The organism is Paenibacillus sp. SSG-1 (assembly GCF_002224835.1).
Taxonomy (GTDB): domain Bacteria; phylum Bacillota; class Bacilli; order Paenibacillales; family Paenibacillaceae; genus Paenibacillus_AQ; species Paenibacillus_AQ favisporus.
The window spans coordinates 2,240,944-2,256,724 of sequence record NZ_MBRK01000001.1; the positions used below are offsets into that span (position 1 = coordinate 2,240,944).

At 54.3% G+C, this 15,781-nt stretch carries 12 protein-coding genes; 10 read left to right on the plus strand and 2 right to left on the minus strand.

The genetic code is table 11. The features are described 5' to 3' along the window. Window positions 1-568 precede the first annotated feature (568 nt). The 6 genes from BCV73_RS10500 (at window position 569) to BCV73_RS10525 (ending at window position 7,934) form a co-directional block, all read left to right on the plus strand. A complete protein-coding gene (locus tag BCV73_RS10500) occupies window positions 569-2,044 on the plus strand; it encodes a PTS mannitol transporter subunit IIBC (RefSeq protein WP_089547050.1) in 1,476 nt (491 codons plus the stop codon). 85 nt (window positions 2,045-2,129) lie between these two features. Continuing rightward, a complete protein-coding gene (locus tag BCV73_RS10505) occupies window positions 2,130-4,301 on the plus strand; it encodes a BglG family transcription antiterminator (protein ID WP_179231950.1) in 2,172 nt (723 codons plus the stop codon). A 5-nt stretch (window positions 4,302-4,306) separates the two neighbouring features. After that, entirely contained in the window at window positions 4,307-4,744 is a 438-nt protein-coding gene (locus tag BCV73_RS10510; RefSeq protein WP_089547052.1) for a PTS mannitol transporter subunit IIA, read from the plus strand. Continuing rightward, window positions 4,741-5,880: a mannitol-1-phosphate 5-dehydrogenase gene (locus tag BCV73_RS10515; RefSeq protein WP_089547053.1), complete on the plus strand. Its 1,140-nt coding sequence runs from the start codon at window positions 4,741-4,743 to the stop codon at window positions 5,878-5,880. Before BCV73_RS10510 ends, BCV73_RS10515 begins: the two co-directional genes overlap by 4 nt. 62 nt (window positions 5,881-5,942) lie before the next feature. Then, entirely contained in the window at window positions 5,943-7,667 is a 1,725-nt protein-coding gene (gene ptsP / locus BCV73_RS10520; RefSeq protein ID WP_089547054.1) for a phosphoenolpyruvate--protein phosphotransferase, read from the plus strand. Between the two features lie 3 nt (window positions 7,668-7,670). Beyond that, window positions 7,671-7,934, plus strand: a complete 264-nt coding sequence (locus tag BCV73_RS10525; RefSeq protein ID WP_076166519.1) for an HPr family phosphocarrier protein — start codon at window positions 7,671-7,673, stop codon at window positions 7,932-7,934. A gap of 81 nt (window positions 7,935-8,015) precedes the next feature. Here BCV73_RS10525 and BCV73_RS10530 read toward each other — a convergent pair whose 3' ends face one another. Then, on the minus strand, window positions 8,016-9,752 hold the full coding sequence (locus BCV73_RS10530) for an ABC transporter ATP-binding protein (protein ID WP_089547055.1): 1,737 nt from the start codon (window positions 9,750-9,752) through the stop codon (window positions 8,016-8,018). Window positions 9,753-10,080: 328 nt separating this feature from the next. On the opposite strand from BCV73_RS10530, the gene BCV73_RS10535 reads away from it, so the two are divergent. Then, window positions 10,081-10,350 (plus strand): YrhK family protein, encoded by a 270-nt coding sequence (locus tag BCV73_RS10535; protein WP_076166513.1) that lies wholly within the window; start codon window positions 10,081-10,083, stop codon window positions 10,348-10,350. Window positions 10,351-10,508: 158 nt separating this feature from the next. On the opposite strand, the gene cypC is transcribed toward BCV73_RS10535, so the two are convergent. Beyond that, the gene (gene cypC / locus BCV73_RS10540) at window positions 10,509-11,765 is read right to left on the minus strand and encodes a CYP152 family fatty-acid peroxygenase CypC (protein ID WP_481855834.1); all 1,257 of its coding nucleotides are present in this window, start codon (window positions 11,763-11,765) and stop codon (window positions 10,509-10,511) included. Window positions 11,766-12,120: 355 nt separating this feature from the next. Here cypC and BCV73_RS10545 point away from each other — a divergent pair, with 355 nt between their 5' ends. From BCV73_RS10545 to BCV73_RS10555, 3 genes are all read left to right on the plus strand, one after another. After that, entirely contained in the window at window positions 12,121-13,122 is a 1,002-nt protein-coding gene (locus BCV73_RS10545) for a BadF/BadG/BcrA/BcrD ATPase family protein (RefSeq protein ID WP_089547057.1), read from the plus strand. A 437-nt stretch (window positions 13,123-13,559) separates the two neighbouring features. Then, window positions 13,560-14,609, plus strand: coding sequence for a nucleotidyltransferase family protein (locus BCV73_RS10550; RefSeq protein WP_089547058.1), 1,050 nt, complete (start codon window positions 13,560-13,562; stop codon window positions 14,607-14,609). Next, complete coding sequence (locus BCV73_RS10555) at window positions 14,606-15,772, plus strand: glycosyltransferase family 4 protein (protein ID WP_089547059.1); 1,167 nt, start codon at window positions 14,606-14,608, stop codon at window positions 15,770-15,772. The genes BCV73_RS10550 and BCV73_RS10555 overlap by 4 nt, the downstream gene beginning before the upstream one ends. Window positions 15,773-15,781: the final 9 nt, after the last annotated feature.

Consider the following 15,781-nt stretch of genomic DNA (forward strand, 5'->3'; position numbering starts at 1 on the left):
GTATAAACTCCAGAGCCATGGCTTCCTGATATTGCAAGAAAAACTTCCTTTAGACGCGGTCTGTCGTCTGTGAAGGTACGTCGATAGACGTTTTTCTTATAATATCAGAATGTATAAACTCCAGAGCCATGGCTTCCTGATATTGCAAGAAAAACTTCCTTTAGACGCGGTCTGTCTTCTGTGAAGGTACGTCGATAGACGTTTTTCTTATTTTGTGAAAAATCGGTAATTTCTGAATCAGGTCCACTTAATGGGAAAAGCTACCCATGATCAGGTTCCAGAAAGGAAAACTTAATCTGGGAAAATTACAGATTAAACGAATGCAGTCACAGCTGAACGGAGTGAACTTAGCCCGTATGTTTCCCCAGCACGCCATCCTCACCGGGTCTGCAAAAGCCTGATACATCAAGGGTTTAGGCGGGATTCATAAAGTTTTGTCATCAGGGCTCCTGACAATATAGCGTTTTCATTTTATTGAGTGTCAGGTTGATGTCGGCTAGGATGGATATAGGACGAACGACGTATTGCAAAATACCGTTCGACAAAAGTTTACAAGGAGGTTATCCTCATGGCGCAATCCACATCTTCCTCCGCATCCGGTGCCGCCCGGGTCGGAGTTCAAAAATTCGGGCGCTTCCTGAGCGGCATGGTCATGCCGAACATCGGAGCGTTCATCGCGTGGGGCTTGATCACGGCACTGTTCATACCGACCGGCTGGATTCCAAACGAGTATCTCGCGAAGCTGGTCGACCCGATGATCAAGTACCTGCTCCCGCTGCTGATCGGATACACCGGCGGTACGATGGTGCACAAGCAGCGCGGCGGCGTGATCGGCGCCCTGGTCACGATGGGCGTCATTATCGGAACCGACATTCCGATGTTCCTCGGCGCGATGGCCGTCGGTCCAGGAGCTGCCTGGGTGCTCAAACAGTTTGACAGAGCCGTCGAAGGCAAAATCAAGTCCGGCTTCGAAATGCTGGTCAACAACTTCTCGCTCGGCATTATCGGCGGCGTACTCGTCCTGATCGCATATTCGATCGTGGGACGCATCATCGAAGCCGTCACCAACGTGCTTTCCTCCGGCGTTGAGTTTCTGGTTCACCACCACCTCATTCCGCTCGTCAACATTTTGATCGAGCCGGCGAAGGTGCTGTTCCTGAACAACGCTATCAATCACGGGGTGTTGAGCCCGATCGCGATTGAACAAGCGCAGACTGCCGGCAAATCCATCCTGTTCATGCTTGAATCGAACCCGGGTCCCGGACTCGGCATCCTGCTTGCTTACATGATCGTAGGCCGGGGATCCGCCCGTCAATCCGCACCGGGTGCGGCGATCATTCACTTCTTTGGCGGGATTCATGAAATTTACTTCCCGTACATTCTGATGAACCCACGCCTCATTCTGGCGGCAATGGCCGGCGGCGTGACAGGCACATTTACGTTCTCGCTGCTGAACGCGGGACTCGTTGGCCCGCCATCTCCGGGCAGCATCATCGCTTACCTGGCCATGGCGCCGCGGGGAGAAATCCTACCCGTACTGAGCGGGGTCATCACCGCTGCGATCGTATCCTTCGTCGTGGCTGCGCTTCTGCTGAAAACCAGCAAGAAGACGGAAGAAGACCAGGACGATCTTGAAGAAGCAACGAAACGTATGAAAGACATGAAAGCTGCAGGAACTCCGGCTGCTGCGGCGGCCGCTGCGGCAGAAGGGGCGAAAGAAGCAACGGCTCCTTCGGCGGCAAGCACGGCTGAAGGGCAGAAGAGCAAAGACGAGGTTCACAAAATCGTCTTCGCCTGCGACGCCGGCATGGGCTCCAGCGCCATGGGCGCTTCCATCCTTCGCAAGAAGATGAAAGCCGCCGGATCGCCGATCGAGGTCACGAACACGGCGATCAGCGACATTCCGTCCGACGCGGATATCGTTGTCACGCATAAAACGTTGACAGACCGTGCTCGCGGCGTAGCGCCGCAAGCAGAGCATATTTCCATCGACAACTTCCTGAAGAGTCCGGAATATGACGAGCTTGTCGAACGCTTGAAATAACTATAAAAACGCTTGAGGCGAATGGATGCGGGCATATGGGCCGGCATCCAAGCGCCTTTTGCGGTCGTTATGGAGGCTAAGGGGCATGGAATTGTCACACCGTGTAAGACAGATCTTGGATTTGCTGCTGCGCAGCCCTTCGGAGAGTACGGTTGCCGAAATCGCCAGCAGCATTCGGGTCAGCCCGCGGACGGTGCACAGGGAGCTGGACACGGTCGAGAGCTATCTGCATCGGCACGGGATTACGCTTCACCGGAAAGCCGGTTCCGGCCTCAGTGTAGAAGGTGACCCTTCTCAGATGGAACAAGTCCGCTCGGAGCTGCTCATGCCCGCCGAGATCGAATATTCGGCGGATGAGCGGCAGGTATACCTCCTTGCCCGGCTGCTTGGTTCGCGGGAACCGGTGAAGCTGTTTACGCTTGCCCACGAGATGAAGGTCACGGTACCGACTGTAGGAGCAGATCTGGACGATTTGACCGACTGGATCGGCAAACAAGGCTTGCTGCTGATCCGCCGGCGAGGCTATGGAGTGGAAATTACCGGCTCGGAGCCTCTGATCCGCGAGGCGATTCGTACGCTCGTCCGCTTCCGGCTGGATGACTTGTCGCTTATCGGGTACTCGGAGCAGAATCCGCATCATCCTGTGGATGCCCGAATCGTCTCAATGGCCGGGGCGGACCGCATTTCGGTGATCGAAGAAACCTTATGGAAGTGGGAGGAGCGGCATCAGGAAGAATCCTTCAGTGAGGAAGCCTATACCGATCTGCTGATCCGGTTGTCCATCGCGGCAGCCCGCATTCGCAAGGGCATCACGGTCACTGAAGCGGAAGCCGACCGCCTCATCAATCTGCGGCGGTTTGACCGGCCATCCGCTATGCCGGCTCAAGACCATAAATTAAAGTCTGCCAAACTTTTATGCGATGAGCTGGGTCAAGTTCTGAAAATGGAATATCCGCTTGCTGAAGTGAGGTATACCGCAGAACTTCTTGAAAGAGCTCTGGCTCATTCGACAGGAATGCTGCCGGCGGACGATTTGGAGCTTGCCGGGACCGTCCGGTCGCTCATCCGTAAAATGAGGGAACTGGATGCGAACGACTACACCGCTGACCGCTCCCTTCGGGACGGTTTGTTCATGCATCTGAAAGCGGCGATGGAACGAATCACAGCAGGGCAGCGGATCCGGAATCCTCTGCTGGATACGATCCGCAAGGACTATGCCGAGCTGTTCGGCCGGGTCCGGCAGGCAGCTGACGCCGTTTTTCCTTCTGTCCGCATCCCGGACGAGGAGATCGCTTTTCTGGTGATGCATTTTGGAGCCGCGCGGGAGCGGATCGGCCAGATCCCTCAGCATATGCGAGCGGTGATCGTATGCACGAGCGGGATCGGTTCTTCGAAAATGCTGGCAGTTCGGCTGCGTAAAGAATTTCCGCAGCTCCAAATCGTCGAACAGGCTTCATGGTATGAGGCCGCAAGGATACCGAGAACGGACTATGATTTGATCATCAGTACCGTCGATTTGCCGCTGCCGGAGGAACAATATTTGAAGCTGAGCCCGCTGCTTACCCCGTCTGAAGCGGAGAAGCTCCGGGATTATATCCGGCACCGCGGCGTGAAGCCCCTGCCGGACGCGTTATCAGCGGATGCCGAGCCGCTGCCGGGATTACTGGAGGATTTGGCACCTGAGCTGAGAGATTGGCCTGCCGGACGCCGAGAAGCGGCCGGCACAGCCGATATTGACGGCTTGCGTTCATTGCACCAAACCCTCCAGCAAAGCATTGAGCTCCTGGAAGCTTTTCGCGTGCTGCCGCTGCGGATCGAAGGGCAGCCGAGCCTTGATCAATGGCTGCTTATCGCCTGCTCAGCGCCGATGCTCAGGGACGTGATTCTGGACCCGGAAGCGGTCGCAGCTCTGCTGCTGCAGCGGGAACAGCACGGGACCCAGCTGATTCCCGGCACGGAGCTGGCGCTGTTTCATACGCGCAGCGATGCGGTGAAACGGCCGGCATTGATGCTCTTTGAACTGGATCAGCGGCTCAGGCTGGATGACTCAGGTGACGTTGAGCTGTCGCGCTTTTTACTGATGCTGGCTCCGCGGCAGCTCGAGCGGGAAACCCTGGAGGTGCTGAGCGAAATCAGCGCAACACTGCTGGACACGGATATGATTGAAGCCCTTGCGGAGGGGGATGAAGGGCGCATCAGGGAACTAATGTCCGCCCATCTCCGCGCATACTTAAAAAACAAATTGGAAAGAGAGTGATCATCATGAGTATTTTATCCGCAGATCAAATTCGAGTGAACGTTAAAGTGTCCGACAAGTATGAGGCCATTCGCATTGCCGGACAAATGCTGGTTGATGCCGGACATGTGGAACAGGAATATGTCGATAAGATGATTGAACGCGAAAATGCCTTGTCCACTTATATGGGCGCAGGCCTGGCCATTCCCCATGGGACCAACGAAGCCAAAGGAATGATCAAGTCGACCGGATTGGCCGTGCTGCAAATTCCGGATGGGGTCGATTTTGGCGGGGATGAGCCGGCGGTACTCGTCGTCGGGATTGCCGCCCAGAACGGTGAGCATATGGACATTTTGACCAGCGTCGCCATGGTTTGCTCGGATGAGGACAGCATGGAAGGCATCCGTACGGCGAAGACCGCCGAGGAAATTTTGAGCATCTTTGAAAGAGGGATGGAAGAATGAAGGCCCTACATTTCGGCGCAGGCAATATCGGAAGGGGATTTATCGGCTTGCTGCTGTCGCAGTCGGGTTACGAGGTCGTATTTTCCGATGTGAACGAGTCGTTGGTGCAAACGATCCAGCAGCGCGGTTCTTACACGGTTACCATTGCCGACGAGAGCGGGAAGCAAATCCCGGTAGAGGGCGTGAACGCCATTGACGGCCGGGATCCCGCAGCGGTGGCAGAAGCAGTGACTTCCGCCGATATGGTTACGACGGCTGTAGGAGTGAACATTCTGAAACATATCGCCCCGGGGATTGCAGCTGGTTTGAAGCTTCGGATGGAACGCGGAGCAGCTCCGCTGCATGTCATTGCCTGCGAGAACGCCATCGGCGCCAGCACCCAGCTGAGAGAACATGTCATGGGCCATTTGTCGCTCGAAGAGCAGCAAAAAGCGGCTTCTTTTGCAGCCTTCCCGGATTCTGCGGTAGACCGTATCGTGCCGCTGCAGCATCATGAGGATCCGCTAGCTGTCACGGTGGAGCCGTTCTACGAATGGGTGATCAATCGATCCCAAATGTTCTCCGGCTCCCAGGAAATCCAAGGCGTTCATTACGTTGACGACTTGATTCCGTATATTGAGCGCAAGCTTTTCACAGTAAATACCGGTCACTGCAGCGCGGCTTATGCCGGATACCGGAAAGGGTATTCGACCATCCAGGAAGCGATGAAGGACGAGGAAGTCGCCGGGCTGGTTACCGGTGCCCTTCAGGAAACGGGAAGCATGCTCGTGCGTGCTTACGGCTTTGATCCTGCGGAGCATGAGAACTATATCCGCACGATCATGGACCGCTTCCGTAATCCGTATTTGAGCGACGAGGTTGTCCGGGTCGGCCGGTCGCCGATCCGTAAGCTGTCCCCGGATGACCGCTTGGTCCGGCCGGCGCTTCGTGCCTGGGAGCAGGGCGGTGCTTTCGAGCATTTGACCGAGGTTATGGCGCTGGCTCTTAAATTCGACTTCGCGGAAGATCCGGAGGCTGTCAAGCTGCAGGGCATGATCGCGGATCAAGGCGTCCGCCAGGCTTTTGCCGAAGTAAGCGGTCTGGATCCAGACCATACGCTGACCGAGAAAGTGTTGAAGGCCTACAATCATCAATAATCGATCGAAACTAGCATGTTCACGATAGATGAATTCCAACGTAAAATAAGGAGGTATGGCCCATGAGCCAACTGCTGACCGGCGTGCCCGCATCACCGGGCATCGCCATTGCCAAAGCGTACCGGCTGGAAGCGGAGGAGTCCATCCCGCAGCAGAGAAAGGTCGACGATCCTGCTGCTGAGCAACAGCGTCTTCGCAGCGCCGTGGATGCGGCCAAGGCTGATATCGACCGGATCCGGGAAACGACGCTGGAGCGGCTTGGACCGCAGAAGGCCGAGATTTTTGAAGCTCACCTGTTTCTATTGGACGACCCGGACCTGATCGACACGACACTGGACCAGATTGAGAGCGACGGCGTCAATGCGGAATATGCCCTGTACGAAGTGGCTTCCAGCATCATCGAAGCGCTGCAGTCCATGGATAACGAGATGCTGCGGGAACGCGCGGCAGACGTTAAGGATATCACGGGACGGGTCATCAGCAAGCTGGAGGGACGGGAGCACAGCGCGCTGTCCGAGCTGAGCGCCGAAACGATTCTGATTGCCAAAGACTTGACCCCGTCGGATACGGCCCAGTTAAATCTGGAATTCGTCCGGGGCTTCGTCACGGAGATCGGAAGCCGGACGTCGCATTCCGCCATCATGGCCCGCTCCCTGGAGCTGGCTGCCGTCGTCGGGACCGGTGCGGATGCTTCTGCGATTCGGACGGGGGATATGATCATTCTTGACGCTACGGCCGGGCAGGTCATCGTCAATCCGTCGGAGGAGCAGCTCCGCGAATATTCCGCTCGTAAGGCAGAATATGAAGAGTATAAGACCCGCATGCGCAGCTATGTGGACCGGCCGTCGGTCACCGCTGACGGCGTTCAGGTGGAGCTGGCCAGCAATATCGGCGGCATTGACGATCTGGAGAAGGTACTGGCGAACGGGGCGGACGGCATTGGCTTGTTCCGTACCGAATTTCTGTATATGGGACGCAGCTCGTTCCCTTCCGAAGAAGAGCAGTATTCCGTCTACAAGCATGTATTGGAGAAAATGAACGGCAAGCGCGTCGTCATCCGTACACTGGATATCGGCGGCGATAAAGAGCTGCCTTACCTGCAGCTGCCGAAAGAGATGAATCCGTTTCTGGGCCAGCGGGCCATCCGTTTATGCCTGGATAAGGAGGATTTGTTCCGCACCCAGCTTCGGGCGCTGCTCCGGGCCAGCATGCACGGCAAGCTAGCCATTATGTTCCCGATGATCGCCGTCCTGGGTGAGCTTCGTGAGGCGAAGCGGATTCTGGCGGAAGAACGTGCCAAGCTCGAGCAGGAGGGCACGAAGGTGTCCGATACGCTTGAAGTCGGCATTATGATCGAAATTCCCGCTGCAGCGATCGCCGCCGATGTGTTGGCGAAGGAAGTGGACTTTTTCAGCATAGGCACGAACGACCTGATTCAGTACACGATGGCGGCGGACCGGATGAACGAATCGGTCGCTTATCTGTATCAGCCTCATCATCCGTCGATTCTCCGTCTGGTGCAGCTTGTGATCCAGGCAGCTAACCGCCACGGCAAATGGGCCGGCATGTGCGGCGAAATGGCCGGAGATTCGGCAGCGATTCCGCTTCTTCTCGGCCTCGGACTGTATGAATTCAGCATGAGCGCCTCGTCCGTACTCCCGGCCAGAGAACTGATTTCCCGCTTGTCCAGAGAGGAATGGGCAGGTTTGGCCGAGCAGGCGATCGGCATGAGCACCCAGCAAGAGGTGCTTGATTTTGTCAACCAACAACTAAGGAGTGAAGCATAAGCTATGGTATCCCAAACTTTTACCGTCATCCACCCGCAAGGTTTTCATGCCCGCCCTTCGAAACTGTTCGTAGAGAAGGCAAATACGTTTCCTTGTAAAGTTACGCTGTTCAAAGGCGAGAAAAAAGCCAACGGCAAAAGCTCCCTCGGGCTGTTGACCCTGGGCATTGCCGCCGGCGATGAAATCCGGCTGGAAGCCGACGGTGAGCAGGAAGAGCAGGCGCTGCAGGAGCTGGGCCAAATGCTCACCAAAATTTACGAAGAATAGTCTGAAGCAGCAAAAACCATCCAAAGCCTCAGGGAGAAATCCCTGTTGGACTGGATGGTTTTTTTGTAGGGGAGCAGCCGGTCACAACTTAAGCTGCATGTTATATAAATGCGCATAGGTGCCGCCCAGTGCCAAAAGCTCTTCATGCGTTCCCTGTTCCGCAATTCCGTCATCGGTCAGCACGATGATCCGCTGTGCATTCCGGACCGTAGACAGCCGGTGGGCGATCACCAACGTCGTACGGTTGTCGGACAGCCTCTCCAGCGACGACTGTACCGCCTGCTCGCTGTCGTTGTCAAGCGAACTGGTGGCCTCATCAAAGATGATCACGGGCGGATTTTTGAGAAACACGCGTGCAATGCTGAGCCGCTGCTTCTGACCGCCGGATAACTTGATTCCGCGCTGGCCGATGTCGGTATCATAGCCGTCCGGCAGCCCCATAATGAAATCATGGGCATGGGCCTTTTTCGCCGCCTCGATAACTTCCTCGCGGGTCGCCTCCACGTTGCCGTAACGGATATTATCCATAACTGTGCCAGCAAATAAATAGATATCCTGCTGGACGATGCCAATGTTCCGCCGGAGGGACCGCAAAGTTAATCCGCGGATGTCTTTGCCATCCAAAAGAATGGTTCCTCCGCTGACTTCATAAAACCGGGGGATCAAGGAGCACAGCGTCGTTTTCCCGACGCCGGACGGACCGACGATGGCTACGTATTCGCCGGCTTCGATGGTAAGAGACAGGTCGGTCAGCACTTCCCGGTGATCATCTTTATACTTGAAGGAGACCTGCCGGAATTCCACCTTGCCTTCGGCATGGCCGAGTTCTGCCGCCCCTGGCGCGTCGCAGATATCCGGCTCTACCTCCATAATCTCCATGAACCGGTCAAACCCCGTCATACCTTCCTGATACAGCCTTGCGAAATTCACCATCCGCTGAATGGGCTCGATCAGAATGCCGATGCATAAAAAGAAGGTCAGCAAGTCCGGAAGCTGCATCGACGAGTGGAGGATAGCGGCACCGCCGAAGACGATAACGGCCACGTTAATCAGCTGTGTAAAGCCGATCATTCCGCCGGAGAAAATGGCTTCGCTCTTGTACCCGTCGCTCCGGCTCTGGAGAAAGCGGGCATTGGCCCGGGCAAATTTGCGGATCTCCACGTGCTCGTTCGTAAACGATTTGACCACACGGATACCGGCGAGGGAGTCTTCCACCTGCTCGTTGATGTCCCCGATCCGGTCCCGGCTGATTCGCAGGGCCGCATTCATTTCCCGGTTAAAATAAAACGCGTACGCAGCCATCACCGGCAAAAATAGAAAGACAATTAAGGTCAGCTTAACGTCGATTGCGATCAAAATGATAAACGCACCGGTAAATTTCAAGATCGAGATGAGCAGGTCCTCCGGTCCGTGATGGTACAGCTCGGCAAGGGATAAAATATCGTTTGTGGTCCGGGTCATCAGCTGGCCGGTTTTTTGTTCGTCGTAAAAACGGAACGAAAGCTTCTGCAGATGCTCGAACAGTTCGCTTCTCATGTCGCCTTCCATCATCGCGCCCATCATGTGGCCTTTGTAATCCACGAACACCTCGCAGGCAATATGGAGAATGACCAATGCGAGCATCCCTGCACCGACCTCATAGATTTGGGACAGCGAGTCAGAATGGGCAGCGTCAAGCAGCTCGGAGGTAATGTAGCGGACGCCGAGCGGAAGAACAAGCGTAATCGCCGACAAAATAAAAGCGCATGCCATATCGGCGGCAAACAGTCCCTTGTAGGGTCTATAGTAGGAAATGAATTTTTTGATTCTGGAATTCAATTGGATTCCTCCCGTAATGCAGGAGGGTTAAAGTATAGTCGCCCTCCCGTTTGTAGGTAAGACGGCGATTTTTTTCATAGAAAACACCCTTTCCATAAGAATTACTTTCATCATATCCGAACAGATTTCCATTTAGGAGTAAAATTTGCCTATATCTAAAAATTACTGCGGTGTGGGTACGTTTTATTAACGGCTTATGGGATTGATTCATGAAGGATGGGGCGGGTAATGAAATAAAACGCACTTTCTTATAAAAAGATGCGGGCTCCTGTGCAGGCAGTCCTCTTTGTGTTACGAAAGGAGCTGATTTATTATCCGGCATCATCTCATGGAGTTTGAGCAGCTTAAGACGGATGAACATCATTGGCATTGGGTGGTCAAGTTCCGGCACCACCGGCTTGTGGTCCATGAACCCGGCAAGGTTCTGCGGATCGCGAGCGACATCATCATTTCGCTGTGCTACATCAGCGGCAGCATGCTGTTTTTTCAGGAGTCGACGCAAACGGCAGGCGTGTGGCTGTTCATCATGGGCAGCTGCCAAATGCTTGTCCGCAGCGTGCTGCGCATTCTGGGCAAAATCGATTGGAAACAGCGCTAAGTCATTACGCAAAAAAGAGGTCTGGCTGCCATGTGAATCCAGGTCCTTGGGCGATGGACCCCGATAATGATCATTCTGACGCAAGTTAAAAAGCCGCAATGCTGCGGCTTTTTCTCTGTTCAGGGAAAGCATGGGCTGTGTCACAGAAGTAAATTCATCTAAACACTTCGGACGTTCTGAATGACAATGTTGCTGTGGGGCAGCGACGGAATATCGCTGAAGCTGTAGCTTAAATCCTGCTGTGGCACGTCATAGCTCATCCGGTTGGCCAAGAAGTCGAGGCTCTCCTTCATGATTTCCAGGGTTAGCCATTCACCGGCGCACCGGTGCCCTGTATCATGATCTCCTCCGCCTTGAGGAATAAACCTGAAAGGGGATCCTCTCCAATGTTGAAATCGATCCGGCATAAACTTCTCCGGCTTGTCCCACAAGTCCGGGTGGTGATTGGTGCCGTACAGGTCCAGCATGGTTAACGTCCCTTGCTCAAACCGATAACCGTTCCAGACAAAATCCTCTGCCACCCGTGCTGCCGTCACGGGGAAGAAAGGATAGAAGCGGCGGACCTCCTGGATAAAGTGGCCAAGCCGCACTTCATCCGATCCGGCCAGCTTTTCCCGCTCTTCAGGCTGCTGAATGACGGCCAGTGCGGTAAAGGCGATGTAAATGGAAACGGCGACGATCGGACGAATAATGTTCAGCATTTCCACGGCGGCAATTTTTAAGTCAAGCAGCTGGCCATTCAGATCCCGGTGAAAAGAGATGACGGCCAGTGCCGAATGTTCCGGCGCTGTGAAACGGTTGGCGCGCACGTCCTCAATCAGGCCGCTGATCCAGGACTCCGCCTTGGTTCTGGCGTTCCGGCCTTTCATATAAGTGATTCCAATGGAGGCGGGAGATTCGAACAACGCGCCGATCCAGCTCGTCTTCTCTCGTACCTCTTCCGGTTCAAGCGGAACTCCAGCCCATTCGCAGGCAACCCGGCATAACAATTCTTTGGCTTCCTCGTAAATCTCGACTTCTTTCCGCGTTTCAAAGTTTTTCGCTGCAATCTCCCAATATTTTCGGGTCAGCCCCCGCATTCGCTGCATCGCTTCGTCGGACATGAGAGACATGAACATCGCTTTCCGGTGGCGATGGGCTTCGCCGTCCAGCGTTTGAACCCCGTTTTCACCGAACAGCGTTTTGATCACGCGTTTGGGTGCTGCACCGAACCGGATAAATTTGTTCTCGTCATAAAACAGCCTGGCGGCTTCTTCCCCGCGCATGCAAATGGCCCGTTCGCCAAGCAAACGCGTCTCGAATACATCCGATTGAAATCCGAGGGTTCGGTTTGTGATGTACAAATAGCCTTCTTTAAGAAAAGCTAAACTATGATCCAAGCCTTCTTCTGCCGGCATCGGTCTGTTTTCTTCCAACATGAGTGCAACCTCCTTTTACTAATAAACCGCATCATATATACTTACCCGAACTGTACTCGATTGATCGTACCCGGCATGGACATGAGAAGGATCTGGATAAACAGGGGTACGAATCAAAGTATTCCCATTCACTCCGAAGGATAACAGGCAGCTGCAAACCAAGATGCTTTGGAGGAAGCGGCCAAGGACCCCCGAATGTTCCGGAATCCTGGGTCGTTCTGAGGGGGTTTTTGGAGGAGGATATGTAGAGAACCTTGTCGAATTACACCTAACTAGTAAATAACTTCCATGAAGGCAGGAATTCTTCCTGGGTCAGCGATTGGATGGTAGAAATAAGGGGGCAGGGGATGATATGGCTGGAAGGAAACTGATTATGGGTATCGACGGAGGGGGCTCCAATACCAGAGTGATCATCGCAAGTCCGGAAGGAAACATCGCCGCGTACATCGAGGATCAGAAAGCGGCATCGCAGCATCGGGATAACCAGGCTACGGATAATGTCAAGACGGCGATCCGCAAAGCTCTTTCCGTTGCGGGGTGTTCTCCCGGGGAAATTTGCGGCATGGCCGCAGGCATCGCCGGTTACGACCGGGATCAGGATTTTGAATGGGTGAAGGAACTGACTCATTTACCGGAAATGACATGCCCCAAGTGGCACGTAAACGATGCGGTCGCCGCCCATTATGGTGCGTTGATGGCAAAGCCAGGCATCGTGGTGATTTCCGGTACAGGCTCAATTATTTTCGGTATCAATGAAGAAGGGCAATACTTACGTAATTACGACTATCATCACTATGCCGCAAGCGCAGCCAGGTTTCTGGCCTATGACGCCGTTTATGAAGCAATTGCCGGACATACGGACGATACTGACGGGCGTCTGGTTCATGATATGCTCTCGCATTGGAATGCAGCCGACCTTGGGGAAATTGCACTCCTGGGCAGGAATGGTTTCCATGATGACCGCCGCGAAAGGGACCGGGTATTTGGAGCCTTTGCTCCTTTTGTTACGGAGGCGGCAGCGGCAGGCAGTTCATTAGCCCAAGCGGTTTGCGACCGGTCCATTCACCAGATCGTGGTCGGCATCCGCTTGCTCGGACGGCATTTTCAGGCCGAAACGCTGCGGGTTGCGTGCATCGGGAGCGTGGCGAACAGCACTTATTTTCAAGGAAAACTTAAGCGTATCTCCACAGATGATCCGGGAAGGCCATTCGGTTTGATGGAGCCGCATTTTCCTCCCGTTGTAGGCTCGTTCTTGTATGCCATGGAGAAGCTGGGACTTCCGGTTACGGACAGCGTCCTCAGCAGGCTTGAGGACACAATGAGCGTAAAAAATAGGGCCATCGTAGAATCATAATGCTCGTTCCCTATCGAGTTTACAATTTCTGGCGTATGAATGAGGAAATTTGAAAAAACTGGCGAAAGTATCCCGTGTATTGGCTTTCATGGCGGATATTCATTCACTTCCGCGTGTAATCGCTATTGAAAGCCAGGGAGGAATTCGTTATTAGTATTAATAGCAGCCTATTTAGGTGAGTGCTAATAATCAGAAACGGGAGGGGGTTATATTTATATGACCATTCTGTTCGATGATGCGGCACTTGATCCCGCCGAGGGGCAAAAGGTCATAGTGGACGGGCTTTAGCGAATAGGGGCTGAAGACCAGACAACTCCAAAACAGAAGTCGTTGATGAATGAATTTTTTACGCTCATGGTGCCATGATCGAGAAAAGGTTCGCCATGCGCCGGCTTCTTTTTTTATGACCGAAAACCGAACTGGAGGGTGATCAACCGATGAAAGCGTTGCTGTTGGCCGGGGGACTGGGCACACGCCTGCGGCCGTTAACTGAACAAATGCCGAAACCGATGGCGCCGGTAGGAAATCGTCCCTGGATCGAACACTTGGTAAGGCAGCTTAGAGATCAAGGGGTGAGGGAATTTGTCCTGGCGCTCAAGCATTACCCGGACCTGATTCGAAACCATTTGGGAGACGGCAAAAAATGGGGGATCTCTATCGAGTATGTTATAGAGGACGAGACGCTGGGTACTGCCGGCGCCATTAAAAACGCGGAATCGCTGCTTGGCGACTGCTTCCTGGTGTTTAACGCCGATATCGTACAGCATATGAATATTAAACCGCTCATTCAATATCATCAGGAACGGCAGGCGACCGTTACCATCGGGCTGACCGAGGTAGAGGATCCCAGTTCTTTTGGCGTTGTAGACATCTCGGAAACAGGCCGCATAGCCCGGTTTGTGGAAAAACCGAAATCGGGGGAAGCACCTTCGAAACTGATCAATGCCGGAATCTATGTCATGAACAAAGAAGCCTTGAGCTACATACCGGCAGGCCGCGAGGTATCGATCGAAAGGGAAACCTTCCCTCTACTCATTGAAGCAGGGGAAGGCGTGTATGGCTTCACGATGACCGGATATTGGCTCGATATGGGCACCCGGGAACGTTATCGGCAGGGGGATTGGGACCTTCTGGATCGCAAATTGAAGCTGCCTCTGCCGGGTAAAGAGAAGACTTCGGGAATCTGGACAGGGAACAGCTGCCGGATCGGCGACGGTGCCCTTTTGATCCCGCCGGTCGTGATCGGGAACCGCGTGCAAATCGGCGATAAAGCCATCATCGGACCGTATACGGTCATCGGGGACGACTGCCGGATTGCCAATAACACCCGATTATCAGAGACGATTCTGTGGGACGGCTGTCACGTAAGGGAAGGTGCACAGCTGTACCAATGCGTATTCGGATTCGGCTCGGAAATCGGATCCCGGCACATCCTTTACGAAGCTTTTGCACACCGCATCAAAGAGGAGGAGGAGATTACCGTATGAATCGGATCGCTTATATAGGCACTTATGTGCCTCAAAAATGCGGGATTGCCACCTATACGCATCACTTGCGGCAAAGCGTGAACGGAGCCAGAGGCTGGAAGGGCCAAGATGAGGTTTACGCCGTCAAGCCGGCGTTCAGTTTGTTGGGAGACACGGATCCGATGATCCATGAAGTCGAGAAGGAGGACCGCAAAGCATACCGAAAGCTTGCCGAGCGGTTGAACCGGAGCGACGTCTCCGTCGTTTCGCTTCAGCACGAATTCGGAATTTTCGGCGGGGAGGCCGGCGAGTATGTGCTTGATTTGGTCGATCATCTCGATAAGCCGCTTGCCGTTACCTTTCATACCGTATTTGAACATCCGGAAGAGCCGTATTTAAGCATTCAGAAGCGGATTGCCCAGCGGAGCGATTTGATATTGGTTATGAACCGGCTGGCTGCCGGCTACCTCCACCGATCGATGGGTGTGCCGATGGATAAAATCCGCTGCGTGCCTCATGGAACACCGGAGCCTGCAGCCGGTTTACGCGAACGGACGCGGCAATCCATGGGCTGGGACGGACGTAAGGTCATGATGTCCTTTGGCCTTCTCAGCCGGGGGAAAGGATTGGAGTTGATCCTTCGTGCTCTTCCGGATGTCGTTCGAAAAGTTCCGAACGCCTTGTATGCCATCGTGGGGCAGACGCATCCTGAAGTGCGCAAATGGGAAGGCGAAGCGTACCGTCAGGAGCTCGAATTACTCGCCCGTGAGCTGGGGGTGGATGGCCATGTCGTCATGATCGACAGGTTCGTGGAAGAGAACGAACTGGCCGGGCTGTTATCAGCCGCCGACTTGTACGTTACGCCTTATCCGGGCATGCAGCAAATTACGAGCGGAACGCTCGCTTATGCGGTCGGTTTGGGCCGGCCGGTTCTGACGACGCCGTATGCCTATGCCAAGGACTTGCTGGGGGATTATCCGGAGCTGCTGATTCCTTTTGATGATACGCAGGGATGGTCGGAGCAAATGGGAGCTATTCTTTCCGAAGAGGAAACGGCGAAAAGATGGGAACGGGAAATGGGGCGGATTGGAGCGGACATGCATTGGTCCAAGGTCGGTCAGCTCCATCTGGAGCTGTTCAACGGATTGGCCGCTTCCTTTCCGGAAATCATGAAAGCGAACTGAGGGAGGGGG